Below are 19,376 nucleotides of genomic sequence, written 5' to 3'. Positions count from 1 at the left end.
CTACTTTGCCTGGGACTTGATCTGTTCCACGGCTTCGTTGAAGCCGCCAGAGGTCAGGGATGAGCCGGCCACCTTGGAAACGTTGAGTTCGTCGATGTCTTTGCCGACGATCTGCGCCGCGATACCGCTGGCGAACTCGCCTTGGAACTTTTTCGTGTTTGGGTTGGACGGGTGAACGGTGATGTTCACGGCCGATACCTTGTCCCCGGCCAGCGTGAGCTCAACTCCAACTGTCTCCTGGCCGTTCGGCGATGTGTACGTTCCGTCTGCGCTGTATGTGCCGTCCTTATACGTTGAGCTACCGTTTCCAGCCGAAGCGGATGAAGAGGGACTGCCCGTCGAGGCCTGACCGCCATTCTGGGTAGCGGGCGACTGGGTTGAAGGGGCTTGCGTTGCCGGGGCGCAGGCAGCTGCCGTCCCGATGATGGAGACGCTGGCGAAGCCGACGTAGAGGCTCTTGCGGAGTGGCGTAGTCACGTTCTGCTCGTTTCAACTGGACAAGATGTGGTCAACGGATGGTTGCGGTCCCTGGATGACCGCTAAAGCCACCTCTTACGTCTTCACAACGTTGAAATCAGCGTAATGGTTCAGCCTGTGGGCGCCGCCAGCCGTTTATGTGTATCCGCTGTGTCCAACATATCCACATATACGAGCCTTAATTCCTCGAGTTCGCAGGCCCCCGGTAGGCTGGATACGTGACTCCCGAAGAACTCTCTGCTGCCATATCCACCTGCCTTAAGGACGCCGTCTCTGCCGGCGAAATCGCCTTGGCGGAATCCGCTGTCCCCGGCGAAGTCCGGGTGGAGCGCCCCAAGAACAGGGACCACGGAGACTGGGCCACCAATATCGCCCTCCAATTGGCTAAGCAGGCCGGCACGAATCCGCGCGAGTTCGCGGGGATCCTTAGCAATCGCCTGCAGGAAATCCCCGGCGTGACCGGGGTGGAAATCGCAGGCCCCGGCTTCCTGAACATCACCGTTGATGCTGCCACGGCAGGCGCGCTCGCCAAAGCGATCGTTGAGGCGGGCTCGGCGTACGGGACCAACCGGGCGCTCGCGGGCCATGTAGTAAACATGGAATTCGTTTCTGCCAATCCCACCGGTCCCCTTCATATCGGCCATACCCGGTGGGCCGCGCTCGGCGACGCGATTGCGCGTGTACTCCGGGCTTCCGGTGCCGATGTCACTGCCGAGTACTACATCAACGACGCCGGTTCGCAGATGAACGTGTTTGCCAACTCCGTACTCTCCCGGCTCCATGGCCGGGGCGTCCCCGAGGGCGGCTACCCCGGTGAGTACATTCGCGAACTCGGCGATGAAGTGCTCAGGGCCCACCCGGACATCCACGAACTGACGGACGAGGCTGCGCTGCCAGTCATCCGTGCTGCTGCCTACGAGGCACAAATGGCGGATATCAAGGCAACGCTGGCAGATTTCGGTGTGGAGTTCGACGTCTTCTTCTCAGAGAAGGAACTGCACGACGCCGGTGCCATCGAATCTGCCGTTGCCCGCCTACGCGAACAAGGCCACGTGTTCGACGACGGCGGTGCGGTTTGGTTGCGCACCACCGACTTCGGCGATGACAAAGACCGCGTCATGATCCGCGCCAACGGCGAACCGACATACTTCGCTGCCGATGCCGCGTACTACCTCTCCAAGAAGGACCGCGGTTTCACCGAGAAGATTTACCTACTCGGTGCCGACCACCACGGTTACATCAACCGCCTGAAGGCCATTGCGGCGTGCGCGGGCGACGATCCCGAAGTGAACATCGAGGTCCTCATCGGACAATTAGTGTCCGTCAACGGCGCCAAGTTGTCCAAGCGTGCGGGCAACATCATCGAACTCAAGGACCTCATTTCCTGGCTGGGCAAGGATGCAGTGCGCTACTCCCTGGCGCGGTTCCCGGCTGATTCGCCTCTAACGCTGGATCCGGAGCTGCTCAAGAAGAACAGCAACGAGAACCCCGTGTTCTACGTCCAATACGCCCATGCCCGCTCCAGGGGAACCGCGCGCAATGCCGCCGAGGCTGGCGTGGACCGTTCCGTGTTCGACGCATCACTTCTGGATCACGCGACGGAGAACGAGCTTCTCTCCTACCTAGGCAGTTACCCCTCCATCGTGGCCAAAGCCGCCGAGCTCCGCGAACCGCACCGCGTGGCACGCCACCTTGAAGTCATCGCCGGCGCCTACCACCGCTGGTACGACGCCTGCCGTGTCTCGCCGCAGGGCGAAGAGCCTGTCCAGGACGTCAACCGCACGCGACTGTGGCTCAACGACGCCACCAGCCAGGTGCTTGCCAATGGACTCGGACTGCTGGGCGTTTCAGCCCCGGAACGGATGTAGAGCCATGAACACGAACGCTTCGCCGCTGGCCCCTGGGTGGTTGGCTGTCCCTGAAGACCTCAACGCACTGCAGTCGCCCATGTGGGCTGCCGGAGTGGAGAAGAACGATGCCGGTGAGGTCACCATTGATGGTATTTCCGTCAGTGACCTGAAGGAACAATTCGGCACGCCCCTCTTCGTGATGAGTGAAACTGACTTCCGGTCCCGTGCACGTGCCTTCAAGGACGCCTTCGACGACGCTTTCGCAGACATCTGCGGGGGAGTGGACGTCTACTACGCAGGCAAGTCCTTCTTATGCACGGCCGTGGCCAGTTGGGTGGCCGAGGAAGGCCTGCGCCTGGACACGTGCTCAGGCGGCGAACTTGCCGTTGCAGCCCGCGCAGGAATCGACGGCGCCAACCTCGGTCTGCACGGCAACAACAAGTCCGATGCCGAGATCACCCGCGCGCTGGACATGAAGCTGGGCAGGATCGTGGTGGATAGCCTCGACGAGTTGGAACGTGTGGCGAAAATCGCATCGAGCCGCGGCGAAACGGCCAAGGTGATGCTGCGCCTGACCCCCGGTGTCCACGCCCATACGCACGAGTTCATCGCCACAGCACATGAGGACCAGAAGTTCGGGCTCTCCATGGCTGAGGACTCCACCGAAGAAGCCGGATTGTCCGCCGCCGAAGAAGCCGTAGCTGCAGCGACGTCCTACCCGAGCGTGGAGCTTCTGGGCCTGCACTGCCACATCGGCTCACAGATTTTTGAGCCGGACGGCTTCGAGCTGGCAGCAGAGAAGCTCCTGGGCTTCCTCGCCGTCATGCAGGCCAAGTACTCCATCGTCCTGCCGGAATTGGACCTCGGAGGTGGATACGGCATCGCCTACACCCCGGTGGACACGCCGCGCCCGCCAGCCGAGATCGCGCAGGCGATGGCCGCCGTCGTACGGTCCAAGTGCGCCGAGTTGGGCATCACATCACCGCGTATTTCCATCGAACCTGGCCGCGCCATTGTTGGCAGCAGCACGTTCACCTTGTACGAGGTCGGTACGCTGAAAACGGTCCGCGTAGACGCACCCGGTGAAGCCGAAGGGCAAGAGAACGTTACGTATCCGCGTCGCTATGTGTCGGTAGATGGCGGAATGAGCGACAACGCCCGTCCGGTGCTTTACGACGCGGATTATTCGGCGATTTTGGCGTCCCGTGACTCCGACGCAGCTCCGCAGCTGTCCCGCGTAGTGGGCAAACATTGCGAGAGCGGCGACATAGTTGTTAGAGATGTATATCTGCCCGCGGATGTGGCAGCCGGTGATTTGCTCGCAGTACCGGGTACCGGCGCCTATTGCTGGGCCCTCTCAAGCAACTACAACTACCTGGCCCGGCCTGGCGTTGTCGCTGTGCGCGACGGAGCCGCCAGGCTTATTGTCCGCGGGGAAACCGAAGAAGATCTCTTGAACCGCGACATGGGAGTGGCGAATGTCTGAAGTGCGAACCCTGAAGGTGGCCCTGCTGGGCTGTGGCAACGTTGGGGCCCAGGTCGCGCGGATTCTTATTGACGACGCCGAGGCATTGGCTGCACGCAGCGGTGCCCGTCTGGAGCTTTCCGGTATTGCTGTTCGCAATATCGATTCCCCCCGCGACGTCGAACTGCCGCGTGAACTCTTTACCACGGACGCCGAGACCCTGGTTAAGGACGCAGACCTCGTCATCGAGCTCATGGGCGGGATCGAACCCGCGCGTACGCTTATTGTCACCGCCATCCAGAATGGTGCATGCGTTGTCACCGGCAACAAGGCATTGCTCGCCCAGGACGGCCCCACTCTTTATGAAGAGGCTGACAAAGCTGGAGTCCAGCTGTCCTATGAAGCCGCGGTGGCCGGTGCCATTCCCATCCTGCGTCCGATTCGCGACAGCCTCTCCGGGGACCGCATCACCCGCGTGCTCGGCATCGTCAACGGAACCACCAACTTCATCCTTGACCAGATGGACAGCACCGGTGCCCAATTCGCGGACGCCCTCGCTGAAGCGCAGCGCCTGGGCTATGCAGAGGCTGACCCTACGGCAGACGTCGAAGGCCATGACGCAGCTGCCAAGGCCGCAATCCTGGCATCACTGTCCTTCCACACCCGCTTCTCCTTGGACGATGTCTACTGCGAAGGGATCACCAAGGTCAGCGCCGCCGACATCGCCTCGGCCAAGGAAGCCGGCTTCGTCATCAAGCTGCTCGCGATCGCCGAGAAGATCGACAATTCAGAAAGCGGCATTTCGGTACGCGTGCACCCGACGCTCCTGCCCCGCGAACACCCGCTGGCCGCCGTCCGCGGTGCCTTCAACGCCGTCTTCATCGAGGCCGAAAACGCCGGTGAGCTGATGTTCTACGGCCAGGGTGCCGGCGGTACCCCGACGGCGTCTGCCGTGCTCGGTGACCTCGTCTCCGCTGCCCGGCGCTTGGTCCTGGGTGGTCCAGGCCGAACGGAAACAACTACCGGGCACGTTCCGGCACTGTCCATTGACGCTTCCAACACCAGCTATTACATCGGTCTGGACGTAGCGGACCAAGCTGGAGTGTTGGCTCGCATCGCCCACATTTTTGCGGAGAACGGCGTATCCATCGAAATCATGCGTCAAACGATCCACCGCGATTCTGCCTCGAATGTTGAGTCGGCTGAGCTGAAAATCGTGACGCACCGTGCATCCGAAGCTGCACTCGCAGCAACCGTCGAGGCCGTGAAGGGCTTGGACGTCATCAATTCTGTGACATCCGTACTGCGGGTAGAAGGGGTCTAAGTGGCTCACCAATGGCGCGGAGTAATCCGCGAATACGCTGATCGTTTGCCCGTAACGGAAGCCACCAAGGTCATTACACTCGGCGAGGGCGGCACGCCCCTCGTCCACGCCCAGAAGCTTTCCGAGCTGACCGGCTCGCAGGTGTACCTGAAGGTCGAGGGCATGAACCCCACAGGTTCCTTCAAGGACCGCGGCATGACCATGGCCATGACTGCGGCCGTGGAAGCGGGCGCCAAGGCTGTGGTGTGCGCTTCCACCGGTAACACCTCGGCCTCGGCCGCGGCTTACGCAACGGCTGCCGGCCTCAAGTGCGCCGTGCTGGTCCCCGAGGGCAAGATCTCCATGGGCAAGCTCAGCCAGGCGATCGCGCACGGCGCCACGCTGCTGCAGGTTGACGGCAACTTCGACGACTGCCTGGACATCGCCCGCAAGCTTGGCGAGTCCTACCCGGTGTTCCTGGTGAACTCGGTCAACCCTGCACGTATCCAGGGCCAGAAGACCGGTGCCTTCGAGGTTGTGGACTCCCTGGGCGATGCCCCGGACATCCATGTGCTGCCTGTCGGCAACGCCGGCAACATCACTGCCTACTGGAAGGGCTACAAGGAGTACTCTGCTCCCTTCGAGACGGCCAACGGCACACTGCCCGCCGTTTCCACCAAGACGCCGGTCATGTGGGGTTTCCAGGCCGCAGGTGCCGCGCCGTTCGTTGCCGGGCACCCCATCACGGAGCCTGACACCATTGCCACTGCCATCCGCATCGGCAACCCGGCTTCATGGGACACCGCTGTCGCTGCCCGCGACGAATCCGGCGGCCTGATCGAAGCTGTCACGGACGAGGAAATCCTGGACGCCCACCGCTGGCTCTCTTCCAAGGAAGGCGTCTTCGTTGAGCCGGGCTCTGCTGCGGGTGTGGCAGGCCTTATCAAGAAGCACGCTGCTGGTGAAGTTCCTTCCGGCAAGACCATCGTCATCACTGTTACCGGCCACGGACTCAAGGACCCCCAATGGGCTCTCCGTACGGAGGACGGTAGCGACGTCCAGCCGGTCAAGGTTTCCAACGACGTCGTTACCGTTGCCGCGGAACTGGGACTGGAAGAAAAGTAAGAGTGGAACAAACGCAGCCCACCGCGACCGATCGTGAATTCGTCGCGGCAGGCCAGCGGCTGACCGTCAAGGTCCCTGGTACGAGCGCCAACCTGGGTCCCGGCTACGACAGCCTCGGCTTGGCCCTGTCCATTTACGACACCTTGACGGTGGAAACGCTCACCACCGGAGAGCTCGAATTCGAGCTCTCCGGTGAGGGCGCCGATACCCTTCCCCGCGACTCCAGCCATTTGGTGGTCCGTGCGATCGACCTCGCCTTGGACCGATTGGGTTTCAAGCACTCGGGCCTGAGGATCACGGCGGACAACGTCAATCCACATGGACGCGGATTGGGTTCCTCGGCCTCTGCAGTCGTGGCGGCCGTTACGGCTGCCAATGCTTTGGTTCCGAAAGAGGCACAGCGGGATCTCGACTGGATCCTTCAACTGACCAGCGAAATGGAAGGCCACCCGGACAACGTCGCCCCCGCGATTTTCGGCGGACTGGCGCTGTCATGGCAGGACAGCGAGCAGTACAGCAGTACGCGTGCTGAAGTAGCCCGGTCCGTGGTTCCCGTGGTGGCTGTTCCGGATTACGAACTCTCCACCGAAACTGCCCGGGGGCTTTTGCCTGCGTCTGTGGGCCACCACGCTGCTGCAATGAACTCCGGGCGCGCAGCGTTGCTGATCCACGCGCTGACCACCCAGCCGGAATTCCTGCTGCCCGGCACCGAAGACTACCTACACCAGAGCTACCGCGCCGAAGCGATGCGGCCCAGCGCAGACCTCATTGCAGCGCTGCGGACTGCCGGCCACGCCGCAGTGGTTTCCGGTGCTGGTCCTACGGTCATGGTTCTCGCCAACGGGCCCGGCGAGGCCGCAACGGTTGCCGAATTCATCGAGGCCTTCACAGCGGCCAACACACCCAACGTCAGTTGGCGCGTGATGACGCTGGCTGTGGACGTTGAAGGTGCTAGAGTGGAAGTGCACCGGCGGTAAAGCCGCGGGCAGTTCCCTGATTTTGGATCTTGGCGGTTTCGCTGTTCCTTTCGTCAACTGTGCCAACGTCTGGCGGTGCCGTCTCCTTCCGGCCTGTCTCAGGTGCCGCAGAACTCTCTCTGTTCCCTGAATATTCAGTCGGCTGTCCGGGCAACTGGATTCAATGAAGACGATCAGTATCCGGCCCTGTTGGCCACAATCCATCAGGCACGGCCGAAATCACCGGCTGCAGATCTGAACTGCAGCCCAGAACAAATCATCGCGTCCAGCTCTCGCTCTGGACGCCGTCGAGGGGGAAGGATCCTTCGTGACAGAAACCACTGAGCTGGCTTCAGCTGTGGACACAACAACTTCTGCTGCTGAGTCGTCAACAGCAGCAACCACCAAGAGCAGTGGCCTTGCAGGCCTTAAGCTCGCCCAGCTTCAGGCTCTTGCCAGCCAGCTGGGGATCTCGGGCGGGTCCCGTATGCGCAAAGGGGACCTGGTAACCGCCATTTCCGCCCATCGTGCCGGGACCTCTACCGCCAAGGCCCCGGCCAAGGCGTCGTCGAGGGCTGCCACCGCGCCCAAGGAAGCGCCGGCTGCCGAGGTCAAGGTTGCAGAAAGCAGCGCTCCTGCCGCTGAAATAAGCGCCGAAGCGCCGACGCAGGAAGCTCCTCGCGGACGTGGACGTGGCCGAAGCCGCCGCGCCACCAGCGATGGCGTTGTGGCAGCGGCAGACTCTGCTGCGCCGGCTGAAACGCAGACAGCGCCGGTTTCGGAGGCTGAAGCAGCACCGGAGGCCAGCGAAGCCGGCACCGAGCGCCGCCAGCCCCGCACCCGCAATCGCCGTCGCGGCGAGGCGGCTGCAGCTCCGGTCGAAACCGAAGAAGCCCCGGCCGCTGAGCAGCGTGCCGAGCGGACGGAACAGCGTGAGCAGCGTGCTGAGCGGACCGAACAGCGTGCTGAGCGGACCGAACAGCGCGAACAGCGTGCTGAGCGGACCGAACAGCGCGAGCAGCGTGCTGAGCGGACCGAACAGCGTGCTGAGCGGACCGAACAGCGCGAACAGGCTGACTCCGGCGATCAGTCGCAGCGTGAACGTCGTGACTCCCGCGGACGGCGCGAGGACAGCGTCGATACCGAAGAGACTGGCAACCGCCGCAACCGCCGCAACCGTCGTGATCGCAATGATCAGAACGACCGTAGCGACCGCCGCGGTCAGGACAGCCGGGACGGCAACACCCGCAGCGACCGCTTCCGCGATCGCAACGAACGCCGCCGTGGCCGTGCACAGGGACCGGATGTTGACGACATCGAAGTCACCGAAGACGACGTCCTGCTGCCCGTAGCAGGCATCCTGGATGTCCTGGAGAACTACGCGTTCATCCGTACGTCCGGCTACCTCCCGGGAGCAAACGACGTTTACGTTTCCCTGGCGCAGGTCAAGAAGTACAACCTTCGCAAGGGTGACGCCGTAGTTGGTGCCATCCGTGCACCACGCGAAGGTGAAGACCGCAACCAGCAGTCCTCACGCCAGAAGTTCAATGCCCTCGTTCGCGTCACTTCAGTCAACGGTAAGACGCCGGAAGAACTGAAGGACCGCGTCGAGTTCGCCAAACTGGTGCCGCTGTACCCGTCTGAGCGCCTGCGCCTGGAAACGGACCCCAAGAAGATTGGTCCGCGTGTCATCGACCTCGTGGCTCCGATCGGCAAGGGCCAGCGTGGCTTGATCGTCTCCCCGCCGAAGGCAGGCAAGACGCTCATCCTGCAGTCCATCGCCAACGCGATCACAACCAACAACCCTGAGGTCCACCTCATGATGGTGTTGGTTGACGAACGTCCCGAAGAAGTAACGGACATGCAGCGCACCGTCAAGGGCGAGGTCATTGCCTCCACCTTCGATCGTCCCGCAGATGACCACACCACGGTTGCTGAGCTCTCCATTGAACGTGCCAAGCGCCTCGTGGAAATGGGCATGGACGTGGTGGTCCTGCTGGACTCCATGACCCGCCTTGGCCGTGCGTACAACCTGGCAGCACCGGCCTCCGGCCGCATCCTGTCCGGTGGTGTGGACTCCGCAGCCCTGTACCCGCCCAAGCGCTTCTTCGGTGCAGCCCGAAACATCGAGAACGGTGGCTCGCTCACCATCCTGGCAACCGCTCTCGTCGAGACCGGCTCCAAGATGGACGAAGTCATCTTCGAAGAGTTCAAGGGCACTGGCAACATGGAGCTCCGCCTGTCCCGCCAGCTGGCAGACAAGCGCATCTTCCCGGCCGTGGACGTCAACGCATCCGGTACGCGCCGCGAAGAGAACCTGCTCTCGCCTGAAGAAGTCAAGATCATGTGGAAGCTGCGCCGCGTGCTTTCCGGCCTGGAGCAGCAGCAGAGCCTTGAGCTGCTGACCAACAAGATCCGGGAGACGCAGAGCAACGTCGAGTTCCTCATGCAGGTACAGAAGACGACGCTCGGAGCGAAGTCGGACAACGACAAATAGCGTTACGTGGGGTGGGGCCGTCAAGTATTTTTGCCGGCCCCGCCCCTTCGCGTTGCTACGACAGGCCCGATGCCACTCCCGGGCCGGCAAAATTACACGACGGCGGACTCGTCACCTTTGCGTCCAGCCGTCACCTCCCCGGCGCGGGAATTCGTGCGGCCTACGGAATCGTTGGCGCAAATTAGACTTGGATACGAGTCGAAAGAGGTTTGAAAATGTTTGAGTCCGTACAGGGATTGCTTGATGAGCATGCTGCTATCCAGGCGCAGTTGAGCGATCCTGCTGTTTATGCCGATCAGTCTGCGGCCCGGAAGTTGGGGCGGCGTTCTGCCCAGCTCCAGGGCATTGTGGAGGCGTACAACAAATGGCGCGGGCTCAATGATGATTTGGAAGCTGCCAAAGAGATGGCAGACGAAGATCCCGAATTCGCTGCAGAAGTTGTGCAGTTGGAGGAGCAGATTCCTGCGGCACAGGAGCGGCTGCGCCGTTTGTTGATCCCTCGTGATCCGGACGATGCCCGCAACGTGATTCTTGAAGTCAAGGGCGGCGAAGGTGGCGACGAAGCTGCCTTGTTCGCTGGCGACCTTCTGCGGATGTACATGCGTTACGCCGAGTCGCGGGGCTGGAAGACTGAAATGATCTCCGCCACCGAATCCGATCTTGGTGGATACAAAGACGTCGCCGTGGCCATCAAGGGCAACTCCAACGACCCCGCAGAGGGCGTCTTTGCGCGGTTGAAGTTTGAAGGTGGCGTCCACCGCGTGCAGCGCGTTCCGGTGACGGAATCGCAGGGCCGCATCCACACTTCCGCGGCGGGTGTCCTGGTGCTTCCCGAAGTGGACGAACCCGAAGAACTTGAAATCAACCAGAACGACCTCAAGATCGACGTCTACCGGTCCTCCGGTCCCGGTGGCCAGTCCGTGAACACCACCGACTCAGCAGTCCGCATCACCCACTTGCCTACGGGCATCGTGGTGGCCATGCAGAACGAGAAGTCGCAGCTACAAAACCGCGAAGCGGGTATGCGCGTGCTCCGCGCCCGGCTCCTGGCCCACCAGCAGGAACAGATCGACGCCGCCAACTCCGAACAGCGCAAGTCGCAGATCCGTACAATGGACCGCTCGGAGCGCATCCGCACCTACAACTTCCCGGAAAACCGCATTGCGGACCACCGCACGGGCTACAAGGCGTACAACCTCGACGCCGTGATGAATGGTGATCTGGAACCCGTTATCCAGTCGGCGATTGAAGCGGATGAGCAGTCCCGCTTGGACGCCCTCGGCGAATAGCCGAGCACCACGGGTATAGATATGACGTTTTACCCAGGACAGAGCCTCGCGGACGCGGTTCGCGAGGCTACTGCCGTTTTGTCCGACGCCGGTGTCCCCACCCCGCGCGTCGATGCCGAACTTCTTGCGGAGCACCTGTTGGGAGTGGGGCTGGGCCGGTTGCGGGCAATGCTCCTGGGTGATTCCCCCGCCCCTGAAGGCTACGCCGAACTGGTGGCTGAGCGTGCCGGACGCGTACCGCTTCAGCACATCACCGGCGTCGCGTATTTCCGCCACCTTGAGCTGCAGGTGGGGCCGGGTGTGTTTATTCCCCGGCCCGAAACGGAATCCGTTGTCCAGCTTGTCATCGACCACGTCGCCGGCATGTCCCACCCTAAGATCGTGGATCTCGGCACCGGTTCCGGAGCCATTGCCGGTTCAATAGCCCACGAGGTTCCAGGAGCCGAAGTCCATGCAGTGGAATTCAGCATATTTGCCCATGCCTGGGCCAGCAGGAACCTGGAACCGCTGGGAGTCACGTTGATCCAAGGCGATCTCAGGAATGCGCTGCCCGAACTCAACGGCAGCTTCGACGTCGTCGTTTCGAATCCGCCGTACATCCCAGCCGAAGCCATACCAAACGAACCCGAAGTGGCGCTGCACGATCCTCCTGAGGCACTGTACGGTGGGGGAGCTGACGGCATGGAACTCCCGACGGCGGCAGCAGCCTCTGCACGCCGCCTCCTGAAGCCTGGCGGCTACTTCGTCATGGAACACGCGGAAGTCCAGGCCGACTGGATCACCGGCATGTTGCGTCGCGCGGGACGTTGGCAGGACATCACCACGCACTTTGACCTTAACGGCAAGGAACGTGCCACGAGCGCGGTGCTGGCAAACAAGGCTCCTGATGAGTGAAAGAATAGCGCTGTGACCACAACCTACAATTGCACTTCCGATGACCAGCGGGCTGAAGGACTTCAACACGCGCAGCGTGCCATCAGCGAAAAGAAGTGCATCGTGCTGCCCACGGACACCGTATATGGCATCGCAGCAGACGCCTTTTCCCCCTTGGCCGTGACAATGTTGTTGGCTTCCAAGGGACGCAGCCGGCAAATGCCCCCGCCGGTCCTGATTCCACGCATCAATGCCCTGGATGGACTGGCGAGCGATGTGACTGCCGACGCCAGGGCTTTGGCACAGGCGTTCTGGCCAGGTGGCCTGACGCTCATCCTGCATGCCCAGCCGTCCTTGGACTGGGATCTGGGTGATACAAAGGGCACGGTTGCCCTGAGGATGCCCGACGACGAACTCGCCCTTGAGCTCCTGGGCCTCACCGGGCCACTGGCTGTCTCATCAGCCAACCGCACGGGTCAGGAAGCAGCCCAGACCGCTTCCGAAGCACGGCTGCAGCTGGCAGATTCCGTAGAGGTGTACCTTGAGGGCGGCTTCCGGCCTGTGCAAGGTACTGCTGCAGTGCCGTCCACGATCGTGGATGCGACGTCCTCGCCGTTCCGGGTAGTGCGTCAGGGAGCCATATCCCTGGAACGCCTCCGTGAGGTTGTTCCTTCCGTTGTGGGCGTTGACGAGCCCGTCTCCGAGGCGGCCACAACGCAAGAGGCACCGATCGAAGTAACGGAAGCCCCCGCCGTCGAGGATCCGGCCCCTGCTGTCTCAGCATCCGAGCCCGACGCCCCACGTGAAGTCAAGCCCGAATGATTCCAGACCGCCAGCGCGTCCCCGTCCTTGACGTCGACGCGACTCCGCTGCGCGTCAATGAACTGATCGATGCCCTGGGCGGACTCATCTCTGCCGGAACCACCGGTACTGTGCTGGGTCACAATCTTCACAGCATTACGCTCTTCCATTCGTGTGCAGATTTCCGTTTACTTTACGATCAAAGCTCGATCGTCCTCCTCGACGGCGCCCCGGTAGCCATGCTTTGGGGCTTGGCCCATAAACGGCAACTGAAGCCGCTGGGACAGGGCCCTATGGCATACCGGCTGGGTTCGATGGACTGGATTCCTGCCCTTGGGGGAGTGCATGGCCTGGAACGCGTGGCCGTGATCGGTGCCGGACGCGCAGCCAATACGCAAGCGGTGGCCCGGCTACGGTCGATTATTCCTGAGGCAACAGTAGACGGCATGCCCGGCGAAGGATGGGACGACGCCCTGGAAATCGCTGTCGTTGAGTGGCTAAAGAGCTTCCGTCCGCAACTGGTGCTGCTGGGCCTTGGCATGCCGCTCCAGGAGACCGTCCTGCGTCGACGACTCACGGAGTTTCCGCCCGCTGTGTATTGTGCCGTTGGCGGCGCCATCGAACAGGTTGCCGGCGTCCAGAAGCTCGCGCCACGTTGGCTCGGCCGCCTGGGCCTCGAATGGGCGTGGCGCCTGGTTCTCCACCCCGGCCGCGTTGCCTACAGAGTTTTTGTTGAACCGTGGAAGCTTGCGGGCCTGCTGATCCGGCGCCACTTCCAACCATCCCAGACCAAAGGCCAGTAAATGTCGTCCAAACCTGTTGTGGTCGCCGTCGTGGTGACCTTTAACCGGCGTGAACTCCTTGAGACCACTTTGGCGGGCATCACCGCCGGCACCGAGGTGCCGGACGCCGTCGTTGTCGTGGACAATGCCTCCACGGACGGAACGGCAGAATTCCTCAGAACCTACAGTGGCCCCGTCCCCACGGACGTCGTTACGCTCAATGCCAATGTGGGCGGTGCGGGAGGTTTTGTCGTGGGCATGGAGCGTGCGGTCCTGGACCACCGGGCCGACCACGTCTGGATCATGGACGACGACACCGAGCCGCAGCCGGGCGCACTTCGCGAGGCCCTGGAGGTGTCCGAGGCCTACGAGCAGGAAACGGGCGAAGCTCCCGCCTTCATCGCCAGCCGGGTGGTGTGGACAGACGGGCGTGACCACCCTATGAATCGCATGCGTCCACGCATTGGGGCCAGCGAGGCGGCGCGCAGCATGGCTACCCGCTTGGGCGCGGTACAGATTCGCAGCGCTTCGTTCGTTTCCGTCCTGATTCGTGCGGACGAGATCCGGCGTCACGGACTCCCCATTGCCGACTACTTCATCTGGAACGACGACCTCGAATTTACGGCGAGGGTTTCGCGCCACGGAACTGCCTTGGCCACCAACGCATCGGTAGCCAACCACCACACCAAAGTGTTCGGAGATGCAGGCGCGGACCCTGGTCCCCGTTTTTACTACGAAGTCCGTAACAAGCTCTGGGTCTACACGCGATCCAACGCTTTGGCCCCATGGGAAAAGGTCCTCTTTACCGGAGCGTCCCTGCGCAACTGGGCAAAGACCATTGCTTCTTCGTCGAACCGCAAAGTACTGCTTGAAGGCTTGTTCAAGGGCTTGCGGCACAGTTTGAAGGCACCCAGGTCCAATGCCGAAGTGCTTGAAGGCATCTACGCCCTGCGCAACGTCCAGGAGCCAGCCAAATAGAAGCCTGCCGCTTTGGCACAGCACATCTGCTGTGGCTTTGCGGCTGCGTCACGCCGGTAGTCACGGCCGTTGGCATTAGTATCGTGACTAGAGTCCACAGAAATCCCAGCATCATTCGGCACAGCCGGTGCAGGCATGGCGACGGAGTAGTTCCATTTATCGACAGACAGAAATCCACACCTTGACCTGCCCAGAACTGCATGGCTTTCCAGCGGCGCACCGGCTGCGTACGTTGGTCTGCGTTCCTGATACGGGCAGCGGGCAGCCTTCCGGAGCCGCGTCATGATCATGTATCTGCTGATGGCACTCACGGCTGCAGTGGTGTCTTATGCGGGAACGTGGGGAGCCCGCGTGCTGGGGAACAAATTGCGGCTTTACCGTCCCATCCGCAGCAGGGACATGCACTCCGCGCTCATCTCGAAACTGGGCGGGCTTGGCATCTTTGCGGGCTTTTTTGTTGCCCTTGTGGTGTCAAGCAACTCCTTCTTCGTCAAGGACATCTTCAGGCACAACGATGCTCCCTGGGGCATTCTCGCCGGAGCCGTAGTGATCGTGGCGGTGGGGGTGGCAGACGACATCCTCGACATCCGCTGGTGGATCAAACTCCTCGGGCAGGCAGCAGCCGCTTTCATCGTCGCGATTTGGGGTGTGAGGATGTCCGTGGTTCCTTTCATCCCGGAACCGATACTGATTGATTCCGAACTCATCCAGATTGTCCTGACAGCCGGGCTGATTGTTACCACCATGAATGCCGTCAATTTCATTGATGGCCTGGATGGACTGGCTGCCGGGGTAGCCACGATAGGCGGCGGGGCATTCTTCCTCACGGCGTACTGGGTCCACCGGAACAACCCTTCAACTGACAATTCAGATCTGGCGACACTCCTAATGGCCATCCTGGTGGGTGGCTGCATCGGATTCCTTCCGCATAACTGGTTTCCGGCCAAGATCTTCATGGGCGACTCCGGCGCCATGCTCATCGGTCTCCTGATGGCTTCAGCCGGTGTAGTGGCCACGGGCCAAATTGGATCCGGGCTCTATGACCGCGCCAACGGTATTCCTACGATCATCCCGATCGTCTTGCCGTTCGCCGTACTATCCCTTCCACTCCTGGATTTCGGAATGGCCGTGGTTCGCAGGACTGCGCGTGGGCAGTCTCCCTGGTCCGCAGACCGTGGGCACCTCCACCACAAGCTGGTGGACCTCGGGTACTCGCACCGCACGGCCGTCGTCATGCTTTATGTTTGGACCTGCATCCTGGCCTTCGGCGGCGTGGCCTTTGCGGTTTTCCCTTGGCAGATTGTTTTGATTGTGGTGGTTGTTGCGGCCCTTGTCATGGCCGCCGTAACGGCATGGCCATACTTCACCCGGAATGCGGCGAGGCCGGGGGAACGCTCATGACGTCCGGTTATGGTCACAGTTCTATCTCATGTAGAATTCTTTCTGCGGACAGTCACTCGCCCGTAACCCCACTTTGAGAATATGGCACCTGTGCCACGAGGATTGGTATCCCCATGACATCCAACGCCGATTCCGGACGCCCGTCCGGTAAACGTGTTGTTGGAGTTTCCGGGGAGACGTCCAATCTGTGGCTCCGCTTGCTGCTCTTGAGTTCCGCTGCTGCTCTAGCCGGCCTGGCCGTGACAAGTATCGTGGCAGCATTCATGAATGGCGGCCAAGGCGCGCTTTCAGCGGCTTTCGGGGCCGCGCTGGTCATGCTTTTCTTTGCGATCAGCCTCTTGATCGGTCATTTTGTTGGCCGCAATAACCCTTCCGGCGCTGTCGGCCTGTTCGTTGCGACGTACTTCGTAAAGGTCGTTGGATTTGCCGTGGTCCTATTTGTGATCGGCACTCCCGACTGGCTGCACGGCCGATGGTTCATCATCGGGGCAGTTGTGGCGGTGGTCCTTTGGCAGGCTGCAGAGATCTATGGTTTCAGCAAAGCCCGCCTGCAGATCTACAACGATCCTGCGGATGGGAAAGGCGGCCCTGATGTATCTGCGTAAGCGCAATTCCCGGCAGGCCAGCCCCGCTCAATCGCAAGGTGTGGCCAACGAATCTTCCGAGGCCGGAAACGATGGCGGATACAACGCCGGCATCGCCGTCTTCAGCTACATCGTTGGCGGGATCATTGTCTGGAGTTTGATAGGCTGGGGTCTGGATAATCTGTGGGGGACCCGCTGGATTGTGCTCCTTGGCGCTCTGCTGGGAGCCGCAGGAGGGTTCTATCTTTCCCATATGCACGGCCTCACCAGGCAAAGCTCTTCTTCTGGCGAGAGCAACGCAGACAGCGGTCCGTCCACGGACGGGGACAGTAATGCCAAATAATTTCACACGGAATATGGATGCGTCGAGCGCGTCCGGCTTCCAACCAATGCCCAATGATGGACACAGCAGAGAGGAAACGCGTTGATCGCGCTTGCGCTCCCCGCCCAGGATTCGGGGTCATTCACCCCACCCGGAATCGACGAAATGCACCTGCCGGCAATCCTGCCTTGGGGTGCGCACGATGGCTTCTCCAAGCAGATGCTGCTGGTGATCCTTTCGGTCGTCATTATCGCTACATTCTTCATCCTCGCTGCACGTAAGCAGCAGCTGGTTCCCGGCAAGCTGCAGTTCGCAGGCGAAATGGCCTATGGCTTCGTCCGCAACAGCATCGCCAAGGACATCATCGGCGGCAAGGACTTCATCAAGTATGTCCCGCTGTTGTTCAGCTTGTTCTTCTTCATTCTGGTGAACAACATCTACGGCGCCATCCCCGTGATCCAGCTCCCGAGCTTCTCGCACGTAGGCGGCGCCTATGTGCTGGCCGGCATCGTGTACTTCACCTGGATCATTATCGGCATCAAGAAGAACGGCCTGAAGTATTTCAAGCTCGCAACCGTTCCGTCCGGCGTGCCGTGGTACATCCTGCCGATCGTTGTTCCGATCGAAATCATCTCCAACTTCCTGGTCCGTCCCGTTACGCACAGCCTTCGTCTGTTCGCGACCATGCTGGCAGGCCACTTGATCGTCATGCTCGCCGGTTCCGGTATTGAGTTCCTGATCATGCAGGAGAACGTCCTCTTGAAGGGCACTTCCGTTCTCGTCCTCGTCGGCGCTATCGCCATGTACATGCTGGAGGCCCTGATCATGGCCCTGCAGGCTTACGTGTTCACGCTGCTGACCGCGATCTACATCGAAGGCGCACTGCACGCCGACAGCCACTAGGCTCAAAAACTTCCCCTTGAGGGGATTGAAGTAAACCAAACAACCTGCCACATGGGTGGCATCTTGAAAGGAAAAAAATGGAAGGCAATCTCAACCTCGTAGGTTACGGTCTGTCCGCAATCGGCGGTGGTATCGGTGTGGGTCTCGTATTCGCGGCTTACATCAACGGTGTTGCTCGTCAGCCGGAAGCTCAGCGCGTGCTGCAGCCGATCGCATTCCTTGGTCTGGCACTGACCGAAGCTCTTGCCATCCTCGGCCTCGTCTTCGCTTTCGTTCTCTAGTCTTCGGCTTCCGAACAAAGCGAATTCCGCAACCGAGTAGATAGGACGGGTGAAATATGAATCAGCTGATCATCTCAGCCGCCACTGAAGGCGAAGAGGCCACTAACCCTCTCGTTCCCAATGTTTGGGAAATGGGCGTCGTCCTCGTCGGCTTTGCTGTCCTCCTGTACATCGTGGTCAAGTTCATTGTCCCGATGTTCGAGAAGACGTTCGCAGAGCGCGCCGAAGCGATTGAAGGTGGCATCGCAAAGGCAGAAAAGGCTCAGGCCGAAGCTTCTGCAGCTCTCGAAGAGTACAAGCAGCAGCTCACCGATGCCCGCGCCGAAGCCAACCGGATCCGCGAAGAAGCACGCGCTGAAGGCGCCCAGATCCTCGCTGACCTGAAGGCCAAGGCAGCTGCCGAGTCTGCCCGCATCACCGAGCAGGCACACGCCGCCATTGAGTCCGAGCGCCAGGCAGCTGTTGTCTCGCTTCGCTCAGAGGTGGGTACTTTGGCTACCACGTTGGCTGGCCGCATTGTTGGTGAAGCACTCACTGATGATGAGCGCGCCGCACGCGTTGTGGACCGCTTCCTGGCAGATCTGGAGACCCAGAACGCAGGTGCAGCTAAGTAATGGCAGGTATATCGAGCGAATCGCTGACCACGGCGCTGGCGCAGTTGGAAGCCAAGCTTCCTTTTGCCTCGCTGCAGTTGGCAAAGGACCTCTTCGGAATCCTGGGAACGGTGGACAGCTCGGCTGGCTTGCGCCGCGCCCTGACTGACCCGTCCCGTAGCGGAGACGAGAAGTCGGCGCTGGTCAAGCAGCTGTTTAGCGGAAAAGTCTCCGCTGATGCTGCTGAAATCGCAGGCGGATTGGCTAGCTTACGCTGGGCATCTGCACGCGATATCGGCGATGCACTCGAGACTCTTGCCGCCACGGTTGTCATTGCCGTAGCTGAAAACAAGTCGGCCGTTTCTGCCTCTGGTATTACGGGGCTGGAAGAGCTGGAAAACGATCTGTTTGCTTTCAACCAGACCGTCGCTTCCAGCCACGAAGTACAACGTGCTCTGTCTGAGCCGCAGGCATCCGCCGCGGCCAAGGTGGTACTGGCCGAGAAACTTGTTCCTGGCATCAGCGAGGAAGCAAAGGTTCTCATTGGCCAGGCCGTAACACAGCCGCGCGGTGTCAAGCCGAGCAAGCTCGTCGAGTCCTTCGCCAAGCTTGCAGCAAAGCGTCAGCAGCGCTGGATTGCAACTGTCAGCGTTACCCGTCCGTTGACGGAAACGCAGGCCAGCCGTCTGCAGGCCGGGCTGGATGCCCTGTACGGCCGCGAGCTCAAGGTCAACGTCAATGTTGACCCGCGCCTGATTGGTGGAATCCGCGTCCAGGTAGGCGATGAAGTGCTTGACGCTTCAGTTATCGGCCGCCTGACCGACCTCCGCCGTCAGCTCGCTGGCTAGCCAGACAAAGCACAACTTAACTGATATAAAACCCGGTCATCGTGAGCA

19 protein-coding genes are annotated in these 19,376 nt (G+C 61.2%); 18 read left to right on the top strand and 1 reads right to left on the bottom strand.

All coding sequences use genetic code 11. The features are described 5' to 3' along the window. The gene (locus tag ACZ5G6_RS15705; protein WP_223933495.1) at positions 1–477 is read right to left on the bottom strand and encodes an FMN-binding protein; all 477 of its coding nucleotides are present in this window, start codon (positions 475–477) and stop codon (positions 1–3) included. Between the two features lie 218 nt (positions 478–695). On the opposite strand from ACZ5G6_RS15705, the gene argS reads away from it, so the two are divergent. The 18 genes from argS (at position 696) to ACZ5G6_RS15615 (ending at position 19,328) form a co-directional block, all read left to right on the top strand. Next, positions 696–2,345 carry an arginine--tRNA ligase gene (argS, locus tag ACZ5G6_RS15700; protein WP_498686445.1) on the top strand — a complete coding sequence of 550 codons (1,650 nt, stop codon included), beginning with the start codon at positions 696–698 and terminating at the stop codon, positions 2,343–2,345. 4 nt (positions 2,346–2,349) lie between these two features. Then, positions 2,350–3,813: a diaminopimelate decarboxylase gene (lysA, locus tag ACZ5G6_RS15695; protein ID WP_498686442.1), complete on the top strand. Its 1,464-nt coding sequence runs from the start codon at positions 2,350–2,352 to the stop codon at positions 3,811–3,813. Continuing rightward, the gene (locus ACZ5G6_RS15690) at positions 3,806–5,116 is read left to right on the top strand and encodes a homoserine dehydrogenase (RefSeq protein WP_223933491.1); all 1,311 of its coding nucleotides are present in this window, start codon (positions 3,806–3,808) and stop codon (positions 5,114–5,116) included. The genes lysA and ACZ5G6_RS15690 overlap by 8 nt, the downstream gene beginning before the upstream one ends. Then, a complete protein-coding gene (gene thrC, locus ACZ5G6_RS15685; RefSeq protein ID WP_498686440.1) occupies positions 5,117–6,220 on the top strand; it encodes a threonine synthase in 1,104 nt (367 codons plus the stop codon). A 2-nt stretch (positions 6,221–6,222) separates the two neighbouring features. Further along, positions 6,223–7,197 carry a homoserine kinase gene (thrB, locus tag ACZ5G6_RS15680; RefSeq protein ID WP_498686438.1) on the top strand — a complete coding sequence of 325 codons (975 nt, stop codon included), beginning with the start codon at positions 6,223–6,225 and terminating at the stop codon, positions 7,195–7,197. Positions 7,198–7,504: 307 nt separating this feature from the next. Beyond that, a complete protein-coding gene (gene rho, locus ACZ5G6_RS15675; protein WP_498686436.1) occupies positions 7,505–9,673 on the top strand; it encodes a transcription termination factor Rho in 2,169 nt (722 codons plus the stop codon). A gap of 215 nt (positions 9,674–9,888) precedes the next feature. Beyond that, positions 9,889–10,962, top strand: a complete 1,074-nt coding sequence (gene prfA, locus ACZ5G6_RS15670) for a peptide chain release factor 1 (RefSeq protein ID WP_223933485.1) — start codon at positions 9,889–9,891, stop codon at positions 10,960–10,962. A gap of 21 nt (positions 10,963–10,983) precedes the next feature. Next, the gene (gene prmC, locus ACZ5G6_RS15665) at positions 10,984–11,856 is read left to right on the top strand and encodes a peptide chain release factor N(5)-glutamine methyltransferase (RefSeq protein WP_498686434.1); all 873 of its coding nucleotides are present in this window, start codon (positions 10,984–10,986) and stop codon (positions 11,854–11,856) included. Positions 11,857–11,868: 12 nt separating this feature from the next. Next, positions 11,869–12,657, top strand: coding sequence for an L-threonylcarbamoyladenylate synthase (locus tag ACZ5G6_RS15660; RefSeq protein ID WP_498686432.1), 789 nt, complete (start codon positions 11,869–11,871; stop codon positions 12,655–12,657). Next, positions 12,654–13,439 (top strand): WecB/TagA/CpsF family glycosyltransferase, encoded by a 786-nt coding sequence (locus ACZ5G6_RS15655; RefSeq protein ID WP_223933481.1) that lies wholly within the window; start codon positions 12,654–12,656, stop codon positions 13,437–13,439. The genes ACZ5G6_RS15660 and ACZ5G6_RS15655 overlap by 4 nt, the downstream gene beginning before the upstream one ends. Beyond that, complete coding sequence (locus ACZ5G6_RS15650; RefSeq protein WP_498686430.1) at positions 13,440–14,396, top strand: glycosyltransferase; 957 nt, start codon at positions 13,440–13,442, stop codon at positions 14,394–14,396. It begins immediately after the preceding gene. A 282-nt stretch (positions 14,397–14,678) separates the two neighbouring features. Next, complete coding sequence (locus ACZ5G6_RS15645) at positions 14,679–15,797, top strand: MraY family glycosyltransferase (protein WP_223933478.1); 1,119 nt, start codon at positions 14,679–14,681, stop codon at positions 15,795–15,797. Between the two features lie 113 nt (positions 15,798–15,910). Continuing rightward, positions 15,911–16,402, top strand: coding sequence for a Cg1360 family ATP-synthase-associated protein (locus ACZ5G6_RS15640; RefSeq protein ID WP_223933476.1), 492 nt, complete (start codon positions 15,911–15,913; stop codon positions 16,400–16,402). After that, positions 16,389–16,724, top strand: coding sequence for a hypothetical protein (locus tag ACZ5G6_RS15635; protein WP_223933474.1), 336 nt, complete (start codon positions 16,389–16,391; stop codon positions 16,722–16,724). The genes ACZ5G6_RS15640 and ACZ5G6_RS15635 overlap by 14 nt, the downstream gene beginning before the upstream one ends. A gap of 81 nt (positions 16,725–16,805) precedes the next feature. Beyond that, positions 16,806–17,606, top strand: a complete 801-nt coding sequence (atpB, locus tag ACZ5G6_RS15630) for a F0F1 ATP synthase subunit A (RefSeq protein WP_216923956.1) — start codon at positions 16,806–16,808, stop codon at positions 17,604–17,606. 77 nt (positions 17,607–17,683) lie between these two features. Beyond that, positions 17,684–17,887, top strand: coding sequence for an ATP synthase F0 subunit C (gene atpE, locus ACZ5G6_RS15625; protein WP_009356484.1), 204 nt, complete (start codon positions 17,684–17,686; stop codon positions 17,885–17,887). 56 nt (positions 17,888–17,943) lie between these two features. Beyond that, on the top strand, positions 17,944–18,501 hold the full coding sequence (locus tag ACZ5G6_RS15620; RefSeq protein ID WP_216923955.1) for a F0F1 ATP synthase subunit B: 558 nt from the start codon (positions 17,944–17,946) through the stop codon (positions 18,499–18,501). Further along, entirely contained in the window at positions 18,501–19,328 is an 828-nt protein-coding gene (locus ACZ5G6_RS15615) for a F0F1 ATP synthase subunit delta (RefSeq protein WP_223933472.1), read from the top strand. The genes ACZ5G6_RS15620 and ACZ5G6_RS15615 overlap by 1 nt, the downstream gene beginning before the upstream one ends. The last annotated feature ends 48 nt before the right edge of the window (positions 19,329–19,376 follow it).

It is taken from the genome of Arthrobacter sp. TmtSoilC51, from assembly GCF_055388015.1.
This window is presented reverse-complemented; position numbering and strand designations above follow the sequence as displayed.

Excerpts from the sequence above, each read along its gene's own strand:
- ACZ5G6_RS15640 (WP_223933476.1), top strand. The coding sequence starts at position 15,911 with ATGACATCCAACGCCGATTCCGGACGCCCGTCCGGTAAACGTGTTGTT.
- ACZ5G6_RS15635 (WP_223933474.1), top strand. The coding sequence starts at position 16,389 with ATGTATCTGCGTAAGCGCAATTCCCGGCAGGCCAGCCCCGCTCAATCG.
- prfA (WP_223933485.1), top strand. The coding sequence starts at position 9,889 with ATGTTTGAGTCCGTACAGGGATTGCTTGATGAGCATGCTGCTATCCAG.
- atpE (WP_009356484.1), top strand. The coding sequence starts at position 17,684 with ATGGAAGGCAATCTCAACCTCGTAGGTTACGGTCTGTCCGCAATCGGC.
- ACZ5G6_RS15620 (WP_216923955.1), top strand. The coding sequence starts at position 17,944 with ATGAATCAGCTGATCATCTCAGCCGCCACTGAAGGCGAAGAGGCCACT.
- ACZ5G6_RS15615 (WP_223933472.1), top strand. The coding sequence starts at position 18,501 with ATGGCAGGTATATCGAGCGAATCGCTGACCACGGCGCTGGCGCAGTTG.
- lysA (WP_498686442.1), top strand. The coding sequence starts at position 2,350 with ATGAACACGAACGCTTCGCCGCTGGCCCCTGGGTGGTTGGCTGTCCCT.
- ACZ5G6_RS15655 (WP_223933481.1), top strand. The coding sequence starts at position 12,654 with ATGATTCCAGACCGCCAGCGCGTCCCCGTCCTTGACGTCGACGCGACT.
- ACZ5G6_RS15650 (WP_498686430.1), top strand. The coding sequence starts at position 13,440 with ATGTCGTCCAAACCTGTTGTGGTCGCCGTCGTGGTGACCTTTAACCGG.
- ACZ5G6_RS15645 (WP_223933478.1), top strand. The coding sequence starts at position 14,679 with ATGATCATGTATCTGCTGATGGCACTCACGGCTGCAGTGGTGTCTTAT.
- prmC (WP_498686434.1), top strand. The coding sequence starts at position 10,984 with ATGACGTTTTACCCAGGACAGAGCCTCGCGGACGCGGTTCGCGAGGCT.
- ACZ5G6_RS15690 (WP_223933491.1), top strand. The coding sequence starts at position 3,806 with ATGTCTGAAGTGCGAACCCTGAAGGTGGCCCTGCTGGGCTGTGGCAAC.